Source organism: Cetobacterium sp. (assembly GCF_977044495.1).
Map to the genome: position 1 here is coordinate 11319 of NZ_CDRRQU010000027.1, position 19650 is coordinate 30968.

Sequence of the window (19650 nt, forward strand, 5' to 3'; positions counted from 1 at the left end):
TCCCTCTTTAAATTACAATTTACTCAATCTTATTTTCATATCCTTTACATTTAGTACTATTCTCTCTTCAAAACCTAATGTTAAATTATTATGGTTATAATTTAATTTCATTCTCTCTCTTAAAGGCTCTATCTTATAATCAGTTCCTAAATAACTTACTTCTATAATATACTCTTCTGGAAATAATCCGCTTATGTCAAACACTCCAGTGTCATCAGGTGCTGCTAACTCAATCGTCTCTCCATCAAGATTTTTTATATCAACTAAAACATTTGAATAAAACTCCTCTATTTTCTCTTTTGGAACTTTCAAAGTCTCTGCAATATTAATTTTTCCATTAAGATTTATCATCGGTTTTATAGGTATATATACATCTACCGTCGAAGTTGACTTACTCAACATCTTTACCTCATTATTTCCCAAACTGTATGATGGTTTTTTTATTTTTACTTTTAAACTATGTAATATTCCATTTGAAATACCATAAAAAGTTCCATCCCCATTTGAATCTGTAGTTACCTTTTTATTACCTATCTCAACATCCACACCATCTATTGTTTTCTCTCCAATGTCATAGATGTTATTATTGTTATCGTCAATAAATGTTTTTACATTGACTCTTGATACATCCAAATTATCTATTTTTTCGTTTGGTTTTTTTAAATCAATAGTTTTATCTACGCCAAATTTAAAATCTCTATTTCCGGTTTTATCTGCATTTGTTTCAAATGTAAACCAATCCGCCACATTTACCGTAAATTTAAACGTTAGCATATCTTTTCTCTCTTTACTGTACCTAAACTCTGTTGAAAAATCTAAAAACCCTTTAAAATTATTATTATACAGGGTTACTGCACTTTCATACTCCTTACCTGACTTCACCCATTTATTTTCAAACTTCATAGTCATATTTTTCCATCCATTATAATAGGTATTAACTGTATATTCATTATCCATAGAGTCATTTAGATTCAACTTAAAATCTGTTCCAATAAGAAATTTTTTATATGAAAAGTTATTATTCACTCCTACTAAATTTCTTTTTTCTCTTTTTAAATTTCTATGCTTATAAATCTCTTCAAATCCATATTCCAAACTTGTATTTTTTAAAAAATCGTATTTTATTTCATATTTATTTATCTCTTTTTCATCATAGTAACGCCCTTTACTCTCTCTTGATGTAAAAAATTTGTATTTGTCATACCTTAGCTCTACTAAAGCCTCGTATTTCTTTTTATCTTTTAAATTTTTATCATCAATATCTATATTATCTGTAAAAACTTTTTCACTATCCAATTTAAAGTTATATGAAACTCCTCCATATATTCCTCCATAAATCAGCGATAATTTTCCCTCATCATAATATTTTTCTCCCTTTGGTGTATCTATGATATCTCTTGTCAATCCTCCACCTAAAGTTAATCTATCTGTCACTCCATATAAAACATAACTCGATGATACATATCTATTATCTCTTTCATCTACTGACAATCTATATTCAGCTTCATTTTTATTTTGTTTGTCATAATCTTCTATTGTCTTTATCTCTTTTATTTCAATTTTTCCATCTGGCTTATAAATTTTTAATTCATAATCTCTATCACTTTTTATCATATCATTTGAGAAAACTACTTCTCCGTTTTCCTCATTTTCAATAGCTATTGGAGTTCCCATATATATAAGTTCCGCTCTACTTCCGATAGGAACTTTCTCCTTTATCACTATTTTATTTCCAAAATTATAGAATCCTTTATCCTTATAAAAATTTAAACTCCACTCTCTTTTTTTACTACTTCCTATATTTTTTATATCAAATGAATGGTTCTTCCATACATCAGCATAATTTAAACGTACTTCTCCTAACTCATTTTCTCTGATATCATAATCAAAAAATAGCTCTCCGTATAGTAGTCCTCCTTGGTACTCTAGCGTTCCTTCCCAATCTTTTTTGTATTTTCTCTCTCCTCCTATTTTGGAAAAGTTTTGGTTTAACTTTACTCTCGTATATCCTAAATCAAACAGCCTTTTTTGATCTTTATAAATCAGTTCATTGATACTATTTTTTTTATTCAGTTTCTCCTCATTCAAAACTAATAGTTCTTGGATTTCATCTGGAGTTGAAAAAGTTAGATACATATTCATCTCTAAATTTTTAGTATCTATATCTAAAAAATTTAAAAATAACTCAGTAAATACAGCTCTAGATAGGTACATTTCATCATCCTCTACTATGTACCATTCCCTTTCCTGAATATTTAGTCGTTCTCCTCCTTTCCATATCTCATTATTTTTTAAATTTAATACAATTTTTTCTAAATTTTCCCCCAAATATAATTCAAGCTTATCATCTTTCTTCTTATAATTTACCAATTTTATAAGACTAAAAAATTCGTTTAGATTAAGATATAAGTTTCCATCTTTTTCAATCACTGAGTATAAAGTGGAAACTCTATTTCCATTTACTTTTAGATTATATAATCCCTTACCATTGTTTCCACCAGTTATTTCACTGCTCAATGCTTCATAAACTTCATCTGTTATCAAGTTATTTTTTTTTAACTCAATTAAATCATTTAGCGTGTAATCTGAAGAAAATAATGTTGTAGTTATAAATATAATCATACCTATGATTTTTTTTCTCATCTTATATCCCTTTCTATAAAATAATTGATTGTCTTTTACAAAGAATTAATTACTGTTTAATCCTTTATAAAAAACAACACAATATTGTGTTGTTTTTTATGTTAGCTAGTCATAGATACATTATCTACTTTTACTTTTACCCCAACAGATGTATCCACAAATGTCCCTGTATCAGCTCCTGTTTCTACTTTCGCTCCAACTGTTAAAGTACCCAAATATGAATTATCCGACTGCTTTGCTAAAGTAGACAAAATATATGTTAAAGTTACATCATTGGAATTTGCTACATCCCCTGTGTTTACATTTACTGTAGCTTTTTTATTATCATTTCCAGCCACTGTTCCTCCTACTAAAGTAACTGTCGGAGCATTTGTTAACTCCACCGGTTTTCCATTTCCCATTACCTCAATTTTAAATGTACCATCCAGTTGCTGATTTTGACCTTCAATCAGATTTCCAAAATCAAACTCTAAACTTCCGCTACTTACACCAGCATTTTTCATTGGTGTTACGACTAATACTTTAGAAGTTTTACTATCTAGAACCGTTCCAACTACCTTAACTGGCAAGTCTGCTGCTGCTGTTCCACCCGATCCTGTTCCTGTTACTGGTACCGCTACTGCACCAAAAGATGTCGCTCCTATTACCAATAGTGCTCCCAATAAATATTTTTTCATTTTAAATCCTCCTCAATATAGTTATAAATTTATATTTTTTAAAAATATTTTAAATATTTTTAAATTGCAAACTCTTTTATATCTCCTAAATTTGTATTATAAAGGATGACTGTCTTTATATCTTCCTCTTTATCAAAGTTTTCCAAAAATATCTCTACCTTTTTCTTCTTAAGTCCACCCACTCTTCCAATCAACCTAGTGTCCAATTTTGTTTTACTTTTATTATAAAACTTCACCGCTAGCTCTATTGCTGAGTGAGAACCGTTTTCTACCTCCATTTCCACTTTTATTCTATTTTTCTCTTTTTTAAATTCGATACTACCTATATTGATGTCCTTACTTAAATCAACTTCTCCACCATATCCAGTCATCGTTATAGTTGGAGATATAACAACTCCAGCATTACCTCGAATTGTCTTTTTTCCCTCATTTTTTTGTAAAGTTGGTACCACTATTGGCATCAAATTTAAATTGAATGAGTACTCCCTTTTTTCTAACTTAGCCTTTGAATTTCCAAAAAGTTTAAAACTGGCATAGGATTTCGGATCCACCGTCACTATCTTTGGATATGCAGTTAATATTTTTGATAAATCTATGTCCTCATTTGGAGAGGATATAACAACTTTATACCTTACTTTATTCATTCCATCATTAAAAACTTTATACTCTTTGTAGCTACTTGAATCATCTATTCGTTGATCAAAATTGATATCATCTATCCTGAATGCTAAAGAATTAAAAAACACCACTAGATATAGCATCAACAAACCAAAAATTTTTACGTACAATTTTTTTTCTCCTTCATTCCCCTCTCCTTCTCTAAATTTTTAATTCAAAAAAATATTAATTTATTAAATTATTCAAAGACTTATAAACAAATACCGATAACACTTTAACATAAAATTTAAATAAAATTGTCCTATTTAGGAAAATTTTATTGTTATTTTTTTATACCATTATCTGGATAAATACATAATATTTAAGGAGGTTTAACTATAATGTCAAAAGTATTCTTATTTTTTATTTTGACAACACTTTGCTACTGTTTTGAAATCAACTCTGTCAAATTTGATAAAAAAGTTTTAAAAAATGAAAGTGTTGAAAAAGAGTTTATACTTAGAAATAGTACTAAAAATCATTTGAAATACACTTTACAAATTGAAGAGAATAGTAAAAATATTCAAGTTCAGCCAAAACAACTTGTTATTGAAAAAGGTAAAGAAAAAAAGTTCAAAATCATTGTAAAAGGTGAGGGTGATATTGGAGAAAACTTTTTTCACCTTCTGCTGAAAGAAGATATTTTAAATAAAAATCTAACTATTAACAAAACTTTTAGAATTAAACAAAAGTACATCTTAGGTGATGTATAATGTTAAAAAAAATTGTCAATATCTTAATTATATTTCTCTTTATTTCATTTAATCTTTTTTCTGAAATTATAAACGAAAAAATTTTTGATAATCCTATTAGAAAAGTTACAACGATTGAAACAAAAAAAGAGAAAGAGAAAGCTAATTTAAATATTACTGTAAATAAAATTAATCCTGTTAAAATCAGTGGAACTATTGAAAACAATGAGTTAGTTATTCCACTAAGCAGTGATATCTTAAAGAATTCCGATAACTCATACTTTATCCCAGTAAAATCTTTAAAAGATATCCCTAATATTGTAAATAAAGATAAGTTATTTACAACTTTAAAAAGAATAGATTCATCCAATTTTCAAAAGTTTGATTTCAATAAAAAAACTCTAAGATTAAAAGTTAAAAATAATGAGTTTAACGAAGGAATGCTTATATATAAAATAGATTTGCAAAGTAAAAACATTGATAAAGTGTTTCAGCTCGATAAATTAGAACGAAATATTGTATACCACGATGCTGGAACTCTAAATCTTTATGTTGATTCCACTGCTTCTGGATCATATATTAAAATTGGTGGCGATATGGGAACCGCTCCTAACTGGCAAAATTTTAATAATCCTACTAAAACTCATCCTCTTTTGTATCATAAAGTTGATAATATAAATATAGAGGGAAGAATACTCGAAGTTGTATCTATAAACGATCGTAATAACTTTCAAAATCACCATTGGTATAATAAAACTTATCATGTTTTCTTTGAAGGAAATGGTTCTGATTGGAGAAGAACTATTATGTATCCCAGACAAGAATATAATAGTAAAGATGATTTTTTTAACGTAATGTGGGCCAGTATGAATACACTAACTTTTAGATTTAAGATTAGAACTAACTCAACCACAAAAGAATATCAATCATTTACAATAAATATCTATCGATATGATCGAAATATATTTAATGGTACTGCTATACTTAATTTAAAAGATCTTCCAAATAACAGCTGGGCTGGATGGAACCCTGAAGTTGGCGGTCAGGCTGCTGCAGACTTTAAAGAGCACAGTATCGATAGAGCTCCTATTTTAAGCTTTAGTAGTTCCAATCTTTTTAATACTATGGGAGTGGCTAATAAAAGTATTCTAAATAAATTAACGATAACTAAAAATGGTTCAACTACCACTTATGATAATATCCAAGAAGATTATTTTAAAACTAATCGCTCTTTAACTCATACTGGAGATAACTATGATTTACATTTTACATCCAATGGTAAATTTTATATAACTAAAAAAAATGGTGGAACTTATACAGAAAGGGTTCAAATTCGTGCAGAATACCTTGGAAAAGCTCTGGGAAGTTTAGATTTAACTGTCAAAAATGAGGAGTTTGTCTTTATTGATCTACCTGATGTTCTCGATTTTGGCTATATGATTTTTGACCCCTATAACAACTATCTAGAAGTTGAAGACATCTTCCAAGTCAATAATATAAACGACCTAAATATATCTTTATCACTGAGAGAAGAAAGTGGTGAAATGACTTTAGTAAATGACTCTACAGGTGCTGAAAATAAAAAAATTCCACTTTTGTCAGTGAAATTGGAATCTCTTGGAAAAAATGTTGATAAAAGAGTGGAGATGATAAAATTAACTGCATTAGCCAAAATTAATAAGGACCTTGTTCCCGGAGACTACCAAGGAACTGTCAACTTGATTGTAAATATTGAATAAACTACTGAAATATAAATATAATTTTTTGGCCACAGTGAACTGTGGCCTTTTTTAATTCCATGGGCACTAAATTTTTAAAGCCTCCACTATCTCTAACTCCCCAATTTTTCTAACTGGATAGACTCCGCACCCCAATCCAATTCCTGCTGTAAAAATTAATCCTCCAATTATCTCTACAAGGTTAAAACATGGTGGTATTTTTAAAATTCCTCCAATTAAATAAGCTCCTCCAATTCCAGCTACCAACCCTAATATTGTACCTAGTCCAACCATTATAGCTGCCTCTATCAAAAATATATCTTTCAAAACCTTTTTATTCACACCCATAGCTCGAAGTATCCCTATGTGTGTTCCTCTTTCTCGAATTGATGATACAATCAAATTCACTACTCCAATTCCTCCGACACCAAGAGCAATAAAAGAGAGAATAAATAGACTTTTACTCACAAAACCTCTTATTCTCTCCACTTTTCTATAGATATCTGGTGTCTCCAAAACTCTCACTTGTTCCTCTTTACTTCGAAACTTATTGAGCTCTAATAATATAACTGGTACATATTCCATAGCTTCCTCACCTTGTGAAAAAGATATAATTAAACTCTTATAATCTTTTCTTCCAAAAGTTTTTTCAAAAGTTTCGCCACTTAAAATAACTCTATTTCCTACTTTCATAGTTTCAAAAGGACTTTTCTCTTCATACAGATCTCTAACTAGAAAATTTTTCCTTCCAACCCCAATTTGTAGTTGTATTTTTTCACCTACACTTTTGTCTAAAAACTGAGTTTTATCTAGAACTACCTCCTCTATCTTTAAATTTGGTAAGCCCATAGCTCTTAACGCTCTTTCACTGTATCCTCTAAATATTACATTATTTTCAACTTCTCTCTCCTCCGGAAAAACTGCGTACTCCACAAAAGACAATCTCTCAATAAGTTGTAAATCTCGTTTACTTAATCTACCTCCTCCTATAAGAATTTTATTTCCTCCTATAGCAGCAAGATCACTATCTATTATATTTTTTGCAGCGTCCCCCAGTGATATTGTCAGCACTAGGGCTGTCGCTGCCGTTACCACCGAAATTAAGGGAAATACTGCTCTAAGTACATTACCAGTGAGAAATCTATAAGCCATCCAGAACTTCACTTAACTCACAGCCTTTACTCTTTCGCCATTGCTCACTTTAAATGGATTTATTACAACCTCAGTTCCCAATGGTATATTTAAAACTTCATAATCAGTCAATGTCTTGGCTCCCAGCTTCACCTCTGTCTTTCTAACTTTTCCATCCTCCACTACATATATATAGCTCTTATCACCCTCCTCTACAACAGAGAACGACGGTACAGTTGCTACACTTCTTGTGGATTCATTTGTTATCTCAACATCTGTTATAAAACCTGGTTTTAAGTTATTTTTTTCACTAATTTTAACTTCAACCTCTATAACTTTATCTTTTTTTCCACCCAATACACTTTCTCGAGCTACACTAGAAACTCTTGAGACAACTCCCTCATAAGTTAAGTCCCCCTCAGAAGATGAAGCTCTGACTATAGCTCTTTGATTTAGTGCGACGCTTGACGCTTGATACATTGGAATTTCAACTTTTACTATACTTTCCCCTTTTGGAGATATAGATAACAATCTTTGACCACTGAAAGTGTTACTTCCCTCCATCACATCTATTCCGGTAATAAGTCCAGCCACCGGTGCTTCAAGTGGTTTTTTTAACTGCTCAGCACGACGAACTAAAATCTCATTATTAAGTTGTAATTTCTCTAAACTTGACGCCAATTTTGCCTCTTCAATTGCTAGCTCTCTAGTTAAACTTTCAAAACTTACAGCTGAGAGTGCTAACTTTTGTCTATTCAGATTCAGATCTGTCTTTAAATCTTCAAGCTCAACCAACTTTTTATCAGCTTCAGTTACAGCTCTATTTGCCTCTGTACTAGAAACTCCATCAGCAGCTAATAACTTTTTATAAGCCTCAGCCTTATCCCTTAAAGTTCTAGCCTCCGCCGTTATAACTGGGAGTCTTCTTTCATCCCCTTTTACCTTTTCCTCCAAATTTTTCATTTCAAGTTTTCTATTATCTAACTCTAACTTTAAAGAACCTCCTTCAAGGTCAGCTATTCTAAGTTTAACATCCTTTATATCCAGCTCATTCACTCTAAGTTCCTTGTCATTTTCAATCACACTTTTAGTACTAAAACTAAGTAACTTATCTCCAGTATTCACCTCTTCTCCAACTCTAACAAAGATGGATTCTATCAATGACGGTGCTTCGATATACACAGGCACCACTTCTCCAGGTGCAACTATCCCTGCATAAAGTGTGGAACTAGATAAATTCCTGATATCAATTTTTGAAACTTTTACCTCTTTTTTACCCACTCTATTTATCACAGCATAACCACTTAAAGCTAATATTACAGTAGCTATGCCAATTATAATTTTCTTATTCATAAAATTCACCTACTTACCTATAAAGATTTTCATACTCTATAACTGCTAAAACTAGTGACCGCTGAAGCTTATAGTAGTCCTCTTCAGCTATTCTCAACTGATTCACTGAATTCAAATAATCAAATGTTGTCACTAGCTCATTATCATATCTTAGGTTATCTATTTTCAAGTTTTCCCTCAATAGCTCCACTCTTTTCTTTTGAGCTTCACTTTGACCAGCCAATGACTCTATCTCTCTGATTTTATTTCTCATATCCAACTCTATTCCACGGATATTGTTATCATATTTTATTTTAGCCTGTTCTAAAGCGTATCTCTTTTGGTCAACTGAATCGAGAGTTCCTCCCCACTCAAATCTATATCGAAATCCGACTTCAACCATTCCCTCATTTTTAGTGACAAGTTTATCTCCAACTTTCTCTTTAAACTTATGAGACGGTTTCACATAAAAGGATGGGTAAAGGTCTGCTTTTGCAATTTTTACATCATATTCAGCTATATCCACCATCAGTTCCTGTGTCTTTCCCAATGTCGTATTTTTAGGATCCTCCACTTTTTTTATAACTCCTATTGACTTCAAGTATTGTTCTGTATCGAACTCATCCAAAGTTATTTTTTTATCCAAATCATATCCAAGTAGTTGCATCAGTGCCTCTTTTGCCCCTTGCTCCTTCTGAGCATTTTGAAGATTTAATGCTCTATTGTTTTCTATATCGGCCTCGACCTTCAAAACTTCAGACTTTGGTATCAACTTGTTCTCTTTATATAGCCCATCAAGTCTATCTCTTTGTTTTTGCAGAGCTGCCAATGTAGCCTCTGTAATCTCATATTGTTTTTTGTAGTTCAAAGCTTTAAAATATTCATCTACTGAGGTCTCCTGCCAAGTATATAGAGATAACTTTGAATTTTCTTTAGCCATCTCCAACTCTTTTCCAGCTTTTTTATATCCATATACCATTTTCCCACCTTGAAAAATTGGTATGTAAGCCTCTATCTCCTTGAATCCTATCCCTTCATCTTTTACAATTTGCCAATCCTCCTCTGTAGAAAGATTTATTGGTGGTAAAATTAAGTTCTTTAATGCTTTATTTTTCCCCTTCTCCTTTATTTTTACATCCAACTCTTTGACCCTAACCTCTGGGTTGCTAGTTTTAACCCTATTAAGAATCTCTTCCAATCCAAGTTCCTCTGAGTATGCTCCGAATGATAGAGCTATAAATCCAGCTATTAGACTTTGTTTCCTCACTCTTTTTTTCCTCCTTTTCCAGCCTCATAATACTGGTCATTCTCTTTATCTCTCTCTCTCCAACGAGTTTTTTCAAGACTTCTAAGTCATCTGAACTATAGCCTCTTTTCTCCACTCTATGTGCATCGCTTCCCAAAACATCTATCTGATTTTTTTTCAGTAGTTTCAATATATGTCTTGGTTTTTTTCCACCTATATTCACTTGTAATCTACAACCCATTTTTCTTAATTCTAACAAGTCTTTTTCTTTAAATTGAGTATATCTCTCCACGTGTGCAAGTATCGGTATAATACCCATATTTAAAATTTTTTTAATCATATATATTCCTATACGTGGCATTGTAAGAGGAGAAAACTCAACTAAAAGAAATTTTCCCTCTATCAAATTATATTTTTTTTCCTCTAGTATTTTAAAAATACTTTCATCTAGATATACCTCATTCCCTCTTTGTAACTTTATATCTAAACATAGATTTTGGCATCTCTCTTCCAATATTTTAAAATTTTTCTCATAATTTTCATTATAAAACTTACCTTTACCATAATGAGATGTCAAATAGAACTCTTTAAAACCTAAACTCATACCTTTTCTTAGAATTTCGATAGACTCTTCTAAAGTTTTTGGACCATCATCTATACCAAAGAGTATATGAGTATGAATATCTACCATCTTTTCCCCTTTTGGTCTCCACTTAATTGTCTCTTATAGTTCCTTTTTATCTTTTCTATGACACCTTTGATACCTTTTTGTGGCTTATAGACTTTAGTAAAAGCTTCTGTCTCTTCACTGTAATAGTCCTTATAATATGAGTAATTATTATTGTAGTAACCATAGTTTCCATATGAAAGTCCGTTTTTATCGACCTTATTTACAACAAAACCATATATATTAGCTTTAGCATTTTCTAACATAGTTTTTCCAAACTCCAGCTCCCTTTTTGCAACTTGATCATATGCTACAACGTATACAACTCCATCACAATGTTTGGATAGTATCGCTGCATCACTTGCTACAATAAGTGGAGGTGTATCCAACACTATTGTGTTGTATTCTTTTTTTAGTTTGTCCAAAAGAGTTTTCATCTTATCACCTAAAAATAACTCTGTCACATTGTGAGCTACATTTCTGGTTGGAAGAATATCTAAATTTTCCTCTATATTTTTTAGAATTACCTCCTCAACTCCACACTCTCCTGAAAGAACCGATTCAAGTCCCCTTTCAAAACTTATTCCAAAACTTTCATGAGCCCTAGGTCTTCTAATGTCACAATCTATCAATAAAACTTTCTTTCCTGTAATAGCGATACTCATTGCATAGTTAGATGCTATTGTACTCTTTCCCTCCTTTGGTGTCGTACTTGTTATCAAAAGTGTTCTCTCCATCTCCTTTTCATTCAAAAAGTGAAGATTTGTCCTAATCACCCTAAGAGCTTCATTCATTTCATGATTAGTTGCATCTTTAAAAAATAGTTGTCTTTTAGTTTTCATTTTTACCCCCATCAACCAAAGAGATATTAAAATCTGGAACCATCCCAAGCATAGATGTCCCTAAAACTTTCTCTATATCTTTTGGTTTACGCAGTTTACAAAAGAAAAATTCAACTACAAATGCAACCATACATCCAGCCATACCTGATAGAACAAAAGAGATTGCTAGTATCAGTCCTCTTCTTTTAGGTAACGCTTCCTTTGGAACCTCTGCTGATTCAACCACTTTTATATTTTGAAAGTTCATCACCTCACGAACTTTCAATATAAATTCATTTCCTATTTCATTGACTATCGCTGCAGCTTGTGATGGATCTGAACTCTTATATGTCAACTTCAAAAACTCAGTGTTACCAACAGGGTCTATTGTTAAACTCTTTTGTAAATTTTTTATATCCATATTTAAATCGTATTTTTTTATTGTATTGGCTAAAATCGTTTTACTTTTTGCTATCTCAGCATAAGTTGCCACAAGTTTCTGATTTACTGACAACTCTCCATTTTCTAATGAACTTGCACTAAAATTTTTACCGCTGGATACCATCATAGTCATCTCAGCTTTATAGATATTTGGTCTAGTTGCTGCAAAAAAAACTCCCAGTGCAAAAACTGGTACAGCTATTAATACAATTAACTTCCATCTCCTAAGAAGAGTAAAAACCAAATCCATTAAGTCTATCTCGTCATCCTCGTAAAACTCATCAGTATAAAACTCATCTCTTTTTCTCATAATTTCTCCTCGTATCTTAATTGTTTATATCCTATCTAAAATACTCCCCAAACATCTCTAACATGATAATAATATCTGGATCATAGTACACACCACTAAATTTTTTTAAAACTCCTATCGCTTCCTCATGATTTAAAGTTCTTTTATAAGATTTTCTATTTCTTAACGCATCATATGAATCTGCTACACTCACAATTCTCGCCTCTATTGGTATTTCTCTATCTTTTAATTTAAAAGGATACCCTTTCCCATCCCATCTCTCATGATGATATGCTACAATATTTTCCACAACACTACTTCTATCTCTATCTTTTAAAATTTTTAATCCCAACTTAGTATGATTTTTTAATACTTCAACCTCTTCATCTGTTAAACTCTCTTTTTTCTTCAATATCTCACTACTTATTAGTGTTTTCCCTAAATCATGGAGGTAAGCTCCTCTTTTTACTTCTTTACACCGCTTTTTATCTAAACACATCAGTTCCGCTAGGATTTCTGAATATTCTGCTATTCTAAACGAGTAGTCTCTTATCTCCTTATTAAAATTATACTCATTTATCGACCCCCTCGTTTTCTTCTTTTTAAAAATCCTATTTTTTAAAGCAACTAACCCATACACACTATCCAACCCCCTATTTATTTTTTTGCGCTCTCTTTCCATCTCTCCTCCAAAATAAAATATAATATTTTTCTTTTACTATTATATTTTTTAGTGTATAATAATAAGCATATTTTCGTATATATACTTTTTTTTAAAAAAATATATTCAAAAATCTATATATTGAAAGTTTAAATTTTTTTCACTATAATCCTATACAAATACAGTATACAAAAAGATGGAGGATACGATAGTGGAAATTAATTTAATTGAAGATGAAATTATGTTGCTTGATTCCAATTTTTTTATTGTAAAAAAAGGTGAAATTATTGTAAGATATGTTTTTGAAGACGGAAAAATTTTAAATTTTGAGTTCCCTCTGAGAGCCGGTGAGGTCAATGGTAATTTTTTCAATCTTTTTCCTGAAGATTCACCTTTTTACAATGAAGTTACACTTGAAATTCAAGCCACTCAAGAAAGTGTTATTGAAGTTTTCGAACTTAACTCAAATAAAAAAGATTTTGAAATATTTAATAAAATAATCTTACAACTTGCAAAACAACTAGTTATTAAATCTTGGTTCCAACTATACTCAAAAGAAAATTTTATTCTTTTAATTTTAAGAATCTATACGCAAAAATATAATAAGCTTTTAAAAAAATATGTAAAACACGAAATATTTAATATAAGCCGAAGTCAATTTTACTTACTATACTCAAAATTAAAAAAACAAAAAAATATTATTGAAAAATTAGGTTATATTAAAGTTTGTTAAATTTAATTTTTAGGAGGATTGATTCTTATGAATGCAAAATCTTTAAAAAGAGTTGATGTTAAAGTTATAAAATATTTATATCACAACCACTCTTTAGAAAATGAAATTTTAGCTAAAACTTTAAATATGTCTGTTTCCAATCTTAGACTTTCAATTGCTAGGATTAACACTTATTTAACAGAGACAGGTCAAGGTAGATGCTATATAAAAAAAGAGATAGCTTACCTTGAAGTAACTACCAACAACCTGAAGGCTATCTTTTCCTCGTTAGATTGCCTTATCTTCTCATCAGAAGAGAGACAAGAGTTTCTAATTGCAGATTTATTATATAAAAAAAATCTAATATTAAATGACTATCTCACAGTTTTTGATATAACTAGAACAACTATCTCTTCCGATATAAGAGGAGTAAAAAAATTTCTGAAAAAGAACAATTTAGAAATTTCTTCATTACCTTTTAAAGGGTTATACTTAGAGGGAAGTGTTATCGACAAAATAATTTTTTCAATAAAATATACTTTTAAACTTCTTTTAGAAAAAGATTATGATATATTCTTCAATAAAATATACTATAAATATTTTGATAGCAAGAGAGAAAAAGAACTTAGATTTCTTACTAATTCTATAATTGAGACTATAAATAAAGTTTATAATATACATCCAGACTACTACTATAAAAAATCTATAGTAGCTACACTTTTATATATTGATGTTCTTTCTTCTCAGGGAATTGAGATTGATAAAATAGAACCTCATCAAAAAAGTAAGCAACTATTTACCGAGTTAAAAAAACTTTTACTTGAAAATTCTAATATTGATAAGTTCTCCTTTTCTGATAATGCTATCAACCTCTTAGCTTACGCTTTGATTGGAACCTTTCCTAATTACTCTTTTAGGAAGGGATTTTTAAACAATGACAAATATCATAACTTCATTAATTTTTTAAAAGCTAATTCTACTTTGAGTCTAAATAAAGAACAAACTACAACTATTATAAAACTTTTAAAATTTTTTGAATGTAAAAAAGAGTTCAATATAGTGTCTCATAATAAAATGCTCAACTATAATCTGGATTACAATTTTTTAAATTTTAATCTAGAAACTGTTCTCTCAGAGTATTCAATCAATATCTCTGAAGAGGATAAGTATTACTTAATTTTATTTTTAAAAAATCTTAATGTTAATAACGAAAAAATATTAATTCTAGATATTACCCATGACTGCTGGATAGGGAAAATCATAAAAACTCAAACTCAAATAAAGCATCCCACATCCATGATTAAACTTAAAAATCTATCTCAATGTGACTCAACTTTTATTCGTAATTTTAACCCTAGTCTTATTTTATATAACGGTTTTAACTTCGATGAATTTTATCCTGAAATTCACATTGATCACCAAGAAATTCTTTTATAGATTTATATTTTTACTCTTAGTCCCTTAGTATATTAAATATACTAAGGGACTTTTTAATTTTAGAAGTTAAACTTATACCCAAATCCCAAAGTTACTCTTGAATAATCATAATCTTTCTTAAGCTCAGATGTAGAATTCTTTACTTTTACTTTTGCTTCATTCACTTGATACATTGCATCCACGAAGAAATTCTTATACTCTACTCCTAATCCAACTCCATAGTATAATCCATTATCCATTTTAGTATCTAATTTTGTTCCATCATCAGCTTTTGAATCTCCATTTACAAAGTTAAATGAGTATCCTAAGTTAGCTTTTAAATATGGCTTTACATCTCCTCCTAATACTGGTAAGCTATACTTTGTTCCAATATATACTGGTAGTGAATCATAGCTTGCTAACTTAGTTTCAGAAGTCATCATACCATTTTGATGAGTCTTTTTCTCTGCTCTTCCATGATTTTGATACACTACTCCCAATCCAACTTCAAAGTTTTCTGCTACTTCCACTGTACTTTCAAGACCTACCTCATATCCTATAGTGTCTGTTCCTCTCTTATTTACAGCATTTCCTTCAGATTTTACTGAATCATATTTAGCTCCTAAATCTCCACCTATTCTTCCGTAGATATTATAGATTGACTCTCCTTTTACTACTTCCTCTTTTTTTTCTGGTTCCGCTACTAATGGCATTGCAACTATTGTATCAACAGGTTCTACCTCAACTACCTCCTCCTGTACAACTGGTACCTCCGGTAGCATTTCTTTTGCCATTACTGTATTTGCTACAACTAATAGAGCTCCTAATAGTATTGTTTTTTTCATGCAAATCACTCCTTTATTTTATAATTAAAGGAATGACCTCTCTATTATAGAGAGATCACACCTTTTGGTAGCATATTGTTATATATATTGTGGATTTCTACTTCGCAACCTAAGTCATATTTATCCAATATCTTATCTTTATTCCAAAGTTCTACTGTATAAAAATCACCTTTTTTCTCAAAATATGCTTTATTCACATTATAAATTAATATAGCTTCTCTCTCTTCTGTCATTATTTTTAGTCTAAAAACGTTACCTCTTCCTAATTCCTCGTCTTTAGAATTTTTAATCACTACCTGAAAGCTGTTATCTTTTTCACTAAAATCTTCCAAAATAGTCATTACACCTACATCCTTTGTCACTGGAAGTTTTTCTGAGAATACCTTCGTTGTAAGTTGTAAGTTGTTTGCAGATATTAACATATCTTCTGAGTTTATTTTATCTCCAATTAATCTAACTTTTACCTTCATTTTTTTTAATGCTTCCTCCTTTTTCTTCTCTATCATATAAATTTAACCAGGGGATTTTAAGCTATCAGTGTCAACAATGTCTTTGTTAACTCACTGATATTAACCTTCTCATCACATTTTGCTTTGTAAAATTCTGAGAAAAACTCACCGTCATGAGCTAAATCCTCATCATGACTCTTTATTGTATATATAAGTTCTGCCTCAGTTAACTCTCTTCCCAAATACTTTGTATTTAACATTATTCTAAACTTTAAAAATATTGTCAGCATAGTAGCTTTCATCATAAAGTATTCTGGATTATAGTACATCTCCTTATTGAAAGTAAGACATAAGAAATAATTTTGAAGGATTGTATTATAATCCTCTTTCCACACCTTTTTTAACTCATCTAGCTCACTCTTTGTTAAAGTGAATGAATCCGAAGCCAATATCTTCTTGTCCATCTCCAAATTTCTATTCAGACCAATCAGTCTTAGAAGATTTATATAGTATATTCCCACTGCTTTACTTCTTTTTTGTTTCTCTAATATTATTCTTACAATTTCGTCCTCTAAATTTTCATTATTAGGTACACTTGGAATAAACTCTTTAAACTTTTCTACACTCTCTTTAAAATCATATTCCTCTATATTAGCCCCATATAACTCTGATATTAGTTTTTCCAAATACTGTAGTTTTACATACAGATTTTCATCCAGATTTAAAATATCGATTGCCATCTGTTCCAACTCATAGTATCTTGATGAAATCTCTGTTTTTAAATTATTCTCTGGAATTATAAAAGATACCGATCTAGGTTTCATGAAGAAATAGTCCTCTTTTTTTATTTTCTTTATATAGAACTTTTCTTTACTAAGTAAAAGTTTTGCGGAAGATCTGCACGAGAATCCCATTCCAATTTCCATTCCTCTACTTGTTAATTTTAAATTTCTTGGGTATATTTTGCAGGTATCACTTAAACATTCCCATCCAAACTCCTGATGAACTCTACATTTTTTATCCTCTGTAATAAGTTTGCAATACCCATTTGCAAACTTACTCACATATGCTCCACTCTCGTGTTTTCCCATGTATGTGTCTATATCTTCTTTTTGTTTCTCTAAATTTTTCTTTGTCTCTAAATACGACTGCTCATCTATATCTATTCTCCACTTACTTTGACAACACTCTCCACTCATCGAACACTTATATTTCTCTAATATATTTGGTATTAATATATATTCATAATCTCTAATTTCCATTTTCCTCTCCATTCATTTTTATTATTCCTAATTTTCCATCTTTTTCAAACAAGACTCTCTCATTTTCAACTACACTTAAATTGTCGTATTCTACAGGTAAAATTTTTGTTCCATTTTTATCAAAAAGACCTATTTTTTTATCTTTCACAACATAAATGTAGCCTTCATTTACATACACTTCATCATATATTAACGGAACTATCTCCTTTCCACTCTTATCAATTGCCCCATAACCATCTGAAGAAGCTACCACTCCAACACTTTCTTTAAAGTTTTCTGCAATAGAATACTTAAAAGGAATTTTTACTTTTCCATCTTTATCTATATAACCATATTTTTCATTCTTTTCTGCTACCATATATCCTTCAACATACTCTCCTATATCGGTATATGGCAATTTTTTTTCCTTCAATGTAGTCAAATCTAGAAGTTTCCATTCACCATTTTCTTTTAATTGTAGAAAATCTCTATATTTTGAGAAATAAAATCCCCCCTCATATTTCAAAGGAATTATTTCTCTTCCAGTATCATCAATATAACCAATTTTATTATCTTTCATTACCATAATTGTATTTTCAGATTCTTTACTGTAGTTTTCATATTCTATTTTTTTTTCTATTTTTTTTTCTAGATTTATTAGATAAGTTTCATCTTCAATATAACCTATCACTATATTTTCATCATTTAGGTTAACAAGTTTATCATATTTAGTGTCTACCAACGTCTGACCGTTGTTTCCTAATATTCCCCATTTATTATCTATTTTGAAATATATTGTATTCCCAACCCCTAGCTCAACATCTTGGAAGCTGTTAGGAATCTCTTTTATTCTTGCATTCATATCTCTATCTAGTACTTCTAATTTTTCTTTATTTATAATCAAAATTCTATCATTTTTATTTTCTACTCTATCGTTTATTGGTTCTACTACTACATTGAACTCTGAATCTACTACTCCATACTTCCCATTTTTTAAAATCTTATATAAATTTTCTCCAATAATACTCATACCATCTAATCTAAATAATTTGTTGTTCTCCACATTATAAGCCACTAATTCATTCTCTTTTAATAGTAAATACATCTTGTCATCTAAACTTATAATTTGATCATACTCACCATTTTTAATAATTTTTCCATCCTGAGTCATAATTCCATATTTATTATTTAATTTAAAAACCAAATAGTCTTTTTCTAATCTGCTTCCACTTTCTATATTTAGAATTTCTTCCAAATAGTGTATTTTTTCATCTTTTTTTAACTCATTCTTTTTATAATTTTTTTGAAATACCAATATTGTTACTGCTATTAATATCACAAATCCTAATTTCTTTTTCATTTTTTCTCCTAAATTATAGATAAAAATCTGGGAAGGGATTCCCCTTCCCAAATTTTAAATCTTAATATAACTACTTATTAGATGAACCTAAACTTTTTGCTCCATCTTGGAATCCTTTTACAGCATTACTGCTTCCAAAGAAACCATTTGTAGCCTTTACACCTCCATCAGTATGTGTTTTTTCCCACTTTCCTGTCTCTGGATTCTTTGTATATCCATTGTTTGTTATTGGTTTATCCGGCGTTGAGTCCGCTACTGCCTTTCCTGATCCTGTACTTGGTGCCTTTTGCGGTGCTGATACATCTGGTGTTGATTGTGATGGTGCTTTTGCTGTTGTTCCTGCTCCACCTACTGACGATCCTGTGTTCGCCTTACTTCCTCCAGTTGCTCCTCCTAAACTCTTCGCTCCGTCTTGGAATCCTTTTAGTGAACTATTACTTCCAAAGAAGCCATTTGTTGTTTGCGCTCCTCCTTCTGTATGTGGTTTCTCCCACTTTCCTGTCTCTGGATTCTTTGTATATCCATTGTTTGTTACTGGTTTATCTGGCGTTGAGTCCGCTACTGCCTTTCCTGATCCTGTACTTGGTGCCTTTTGCGGTGCTGATACATCTGGTGTTGATTGTGATGGTGCTTTTGCTGTTGTTCCTGCTCC

19 protein-coding genes are annotated in these 19650 nt (G+C 30.4%); 4 read left to right on the forward strand and 15 right to left on the reverse strand.

The window, feature by feature from the left end; all coding sequences use genetic code 11:
• Positions 1 to 12: 12 nt before the first annotated feature.
• The 3 genes from ACWI69_RS07840 to ACWI69_RS07850 all read right to left on the reverse strand — a co-directional run bounded on the left by ACWI69_RS07840 (position 13) and on the right by ACWI69_RS07850 (position 4108).
• Positions 13 to 2643, reverse strand: coding sequence for a hypothetical protein (locus tag ACWI69_RS07840; protein WP_448821285.1), 2631 nt, complete (start codon positions 2641 to 2643; stop codon positions 13 to 15).
• 101 nt (positions 2644 to 2744) lie between these two features.
• Complete coding sequence (locus ACWI69_RS07845; RefSeq protein ID WP_448821286.1) at positions 2745 to 3320, reverse strand: hypothetical protein; 576 nt, start codon at positions 3318 to 3320, stop codon at positions 2745 to 2747.
• A 59-nt stretch (positions 3321 to 3379) separates the two neighbouring features.
• On the reverse strand, positions 3380 to 4108 hold the full coding sequence (locus ACWI69_RS07850; RefSeq protein ID WP_448821287.1) for a hypothetical protein: 729 nt from the start codon (positions 4106 to 4108) through the stop codon (positions 3380 to 3382).
• A 210-nt stretch (positions 4109 to 4318) separates the two neighbouring features.
• On the opposite strand from ACWI69_RS07850, the gene ACWI69_RS07855 reads away from it, so the two are divergent.
• Together ACWI69_RS07855 and ACWI69_RS07860 are read left to right on the forward strand one after the other, a co-directional pair.
• Positions 4319 to 4690, forward strand: a complete 372-nt coding sequence (locus tag ACWI69_RS07855; protein ID WP_448821288.1) for a hypothetical protein — start codon at positions 4319 to 4321, stop codon at positions 4688 to 4690.
• Entirely contained in the window at positions 4690 to 6408 is a 1719-nt protein-coding gene (locus tag ACWI69_RS07860) for a hypothetical protein (RefSeq protein ID WP_448821289.1), read from the forward strand. The genes ACWI69_RS07855 and ACWI69_RS07860 overlap by 1 nt, the downstream gene beginning before the upstream one ends.
• Before the next feature lie 66 nt (positions 6409 to 6474).
• Here the strand turns inward: ACWI69_RS07860 and ACWI69_RS07865 are convergent, their stop codons facing one another.
• The 7 genes from ACWI69_RS07865 to ACWI69_RS07895 are packed head-to-tail and all read right to left on the reverse strand — an operon-like array spanning position 6475 to position 12996.
• Entirely contained in the window at positions 6475 to 7539 is a 1065-nt protein-coding gene (locus tag ACWI69_RS07865; protein WP_448821290.1) for an ABC transporter permease, read from the reverse strand.
• Between the two features lie 12 nt (positions 7540 to 7551).
• A complete protein-coding gene (locus tag ACWI69_RS07870; RefSeq protein ID WP_448821291.1) occupies positions 7552 to 8871 on the reverse strand; it encodes an efflux RND transporter periplasmic adaptor subunit in 1320 nt (439 codons plus the stop codon).
• A 13-nt stretch (positions 8872 to 8884) separates the two neighbouring features.
• On the reverse strand, positions 8885 to 10117 hold the full coding sequence (locus ACWI69_RS07875; RefSeq protein WP_448821292.1) for a TolC family protein: 1233 nt from the start codon (positions 10115 to 10117) through the stop codon (positions 8885 to 8887).
• On the reverse strand, positions 10032 to 10787 hold the full coding sequence (locus tag ACWI69_RS07880; RefSeq protein WP_448821293.1) for a tyrosine-protein phosphatase: 756 nt from the start codon (positions 10785 to 10787) through the stop codon (positions 10032 to 10034). Before ACWI69_RS07880 ends, ACWI69_RS07875 begins: the two co-directional genes overlap by 86 nt.
• Positions 10781 to 11605, reverse strand: a complete 825-nt coding sequence (locus ACWI69_RS07885; protein WP_448821294.1) for a CpsD/CapB family tyrosine-protein kinase — start codon at positions 11603 to 11605, stop codon at positions 10781 to 10783. Before ACWI69_RS07885 ends, ACWI69_RS07880 begins: the two co-directional genes overlap by 7 nt.
• Entirely contained in the window at positions 11595 to 12335 is a 741-nt protein-coding gene (locus tag ACWI69_RS07890) for a YveK family protein (protein WP_448821295.1), read from the reverse strand. The genes ACWI69_RS07885 and ACWI69_RS07890 overlap by 11 nt, the downstream gene beginning before the upstream one ends.
• Positions 12336 to 12366: 31 nt before the next feature.
• Entirely contained in the window at positions 12367 to 12996 is a 630-nt protein-coding gene (locus tag ACWI69_RS07895; protein WP_448821296.1) for an HD-GYP domain-containing protein, read from the reverse strand.
• Positions 12997 to 13186: 190 nt separating this feature from the next.
• Here ACWI69_RS07895 and ACWI69_RS07900 point away from each other — a divergent pair, with 190 nt between their 5' ends.
• Both ACWI69_RS07900 and ACWI69_RS07905 read left to right on the forward strand, forming a co-directional pair.
• Complete coding sequence (locus ACWI69_RS07900; RefSeq protein WP_448821297.1) at positions 13187 to 13708, forward strand: hypothetical protein; 522 nt, start codon at positions 13187 to 13189, stop codon at positions 13706 to 13708.
• Between the two features lie 27 nt (positions 13709 to 13735).
• Positions 13736 to 15124 (forward strand): hypothetical protein, encoded by a 1389-nt coding sequence (locus tag ACWI69_RS07905; RefSeq protein ID WP_448821298.1) that lies wholly within the window; start codon positions 13736 to 13738, stop codon positions 15122 to 15124.
• A gap of 59 nt (positions 15125 to 15183) precedes the next feature.
• On the opposite strand, the gene ACWI69_RS07910 is transcribed toward ACWI69_RS07905, so the two are convergent.
• The 5 genes from ACWI69_RS07910 to ACWI69_RS07930 all read right to left on the reverse strand — a co-directional run.
• A complete protein-coding gene (locus tag ACWI69_RS07910) occupies positions 15184 to 15948 on the reverse strand; it encodes an outer membrane beta-barrel protein (protein WP_448821299.1) in 765 nt (254 codons plus the stop codon).
• Between the two features lie 44 nt (positions 15949 to 15992).
• Positions 15993 to 16418, reverse strand: a complete 426-nt coding sequence (locus ACWI69_RS07915) for a hypothetical protein (protein WP_448821300.1) — start codon at positions 16416 to 16418, stop codon at positions 15993 to 15995.
• Between the two features lie 56 nt (positions 16419 to 16474).
• Entirely contained in the window at positions 16475 to 17659 is a 1185-nt protein-coding gene (gene fliB / locus ACWI69_RS07920) for a flagellin lysine-N-methylase (RefSeq protein ID WP_448821301.1), read from the reverse strand.
• Entirely contained in the window at positions 17649 to 18998 is a 1350-nt protein-coding gene (locus ACWI69_RS07925; protein WP_448821302.1) for a WG repeat-containing protein, read from the reverse strand. Before ACWI69_RS07925 ends, fliB begins: the two co-directional genes overlap by 11 nt.
• A gap of 70 nt (positions 18999 to 19068) precedes the next feature.
• Positions 19069 to 19650: hypothetical protein (locus ACWI69_RS07930; RefSeq protein ID WP_448821303.1), on the reverse strand; the 582-nt coding region annotated here is incomplete at its 5' end.

Bases quoted from the DNA above. Each gene is read 5' to 3' on its own strand.
- ACWI69_RS07840 (WP_448821285.1), bottom strand. From the start codon at position 2,643: ATGAGAAAAAAAATCATAGGTATGATTATATTTATAACTACAACATTA.
- ACWI69_RS07915 (WP_448821300.1), bottom strand. From the start codon at position 16,418: ATGAAGGTAAAAGTTAGATTAATTGGAGATAAAATAAACTCAGAAGAT.
- ACWI69_RS07890 (WP_448821295.1), bottom strand. From the start codon at position 12,335: ATGAGAAAAAGAGATGAGTTTTATACTGATGAGTTTTACGAGGATGAC.
- ACWI69_RS07895 (WP_448821296.1), bottom strand. From the start codon at position 12,996: ATGGAAAGAGAGCGCAAAAAAATAAATAGGGGGTTGGATAGTGTGTAT.
- ACWI69_RS07865 (WP_448821290.1), bottom strand. From the start codon at position 7,539: ATGGCTTATAGATTTCTCACTGGTAATGTACTTAGAGCAGTATTTCCC.
- ACWI69_RS07845 (WP_448821286.1), bottom strand. From the start codon at position 3,320: ATGAAAAAATATTTATTGGGAGCACTATTGGTAATAGGAGCGACATCT.
- ACWI69_RS07910 (WP_448821299.1), bottom strand. From the start codon at position 15,948: ATGAAAAAAACAATACTATTAGGAGCTCTATTAGTTGTAGCAAATACA.
- ACWI69_RS07880 (WP_448821293.1), bottom strand. From the start codon at position 10,787: ATGGTAGATATTCATACTCATATACTCTTTGGTATAGATGATGGTCCA.
- ACWI69_RS07870 (WP_448821291.1), bottom strand. From the start codon at position 8,871: ATGAATAAGAAAATTATAATTGGCATAGCTACTGTAATATTAGCTTTA.
- ACWI69_RS07925 (WP_448821302.1), bottom strand. From the start codon at position 18,998: ATGAAAAAGAAATTAGGATTTGTGATATTAATAGCAGTAACAATATTG.
- fliB (WP_448821301.1), bottom strand. From the start codon at position 17,659: ATGGAAATTAGAGATTATGAATATATATTAATACCAAATATATTAGAG.
- ACWI69_RS07885 (WP_448821294.1), bottom strand. From the start codon at position 11,605: ATGAAAACTAAAAGACAACTATTTTTTAAAGATGCAACTAATCATGAA.
- ACWI69_RS07855 (WP_448821288.1), top strand. From the start codon at position 4,319: ATGTCAAAAGTATTCTTATTTTTTATTTTGACAACACTTTGCTACTGT.
- ACWI69_RS07860 (WP_448821289.1), top strand. From the start codon at position 4,690: ATGTTAAAAAAAATTGTCAATATCTTAATTATATTTCTCTTTATTTCA.
- ACWI69_RS07905 (WP_448821298.1), top strand. From the start codon at position 13,736: ATGAATGCAAAATCTTTAAAAAGAGTTGATGTTAAAGTTATAAAATAT.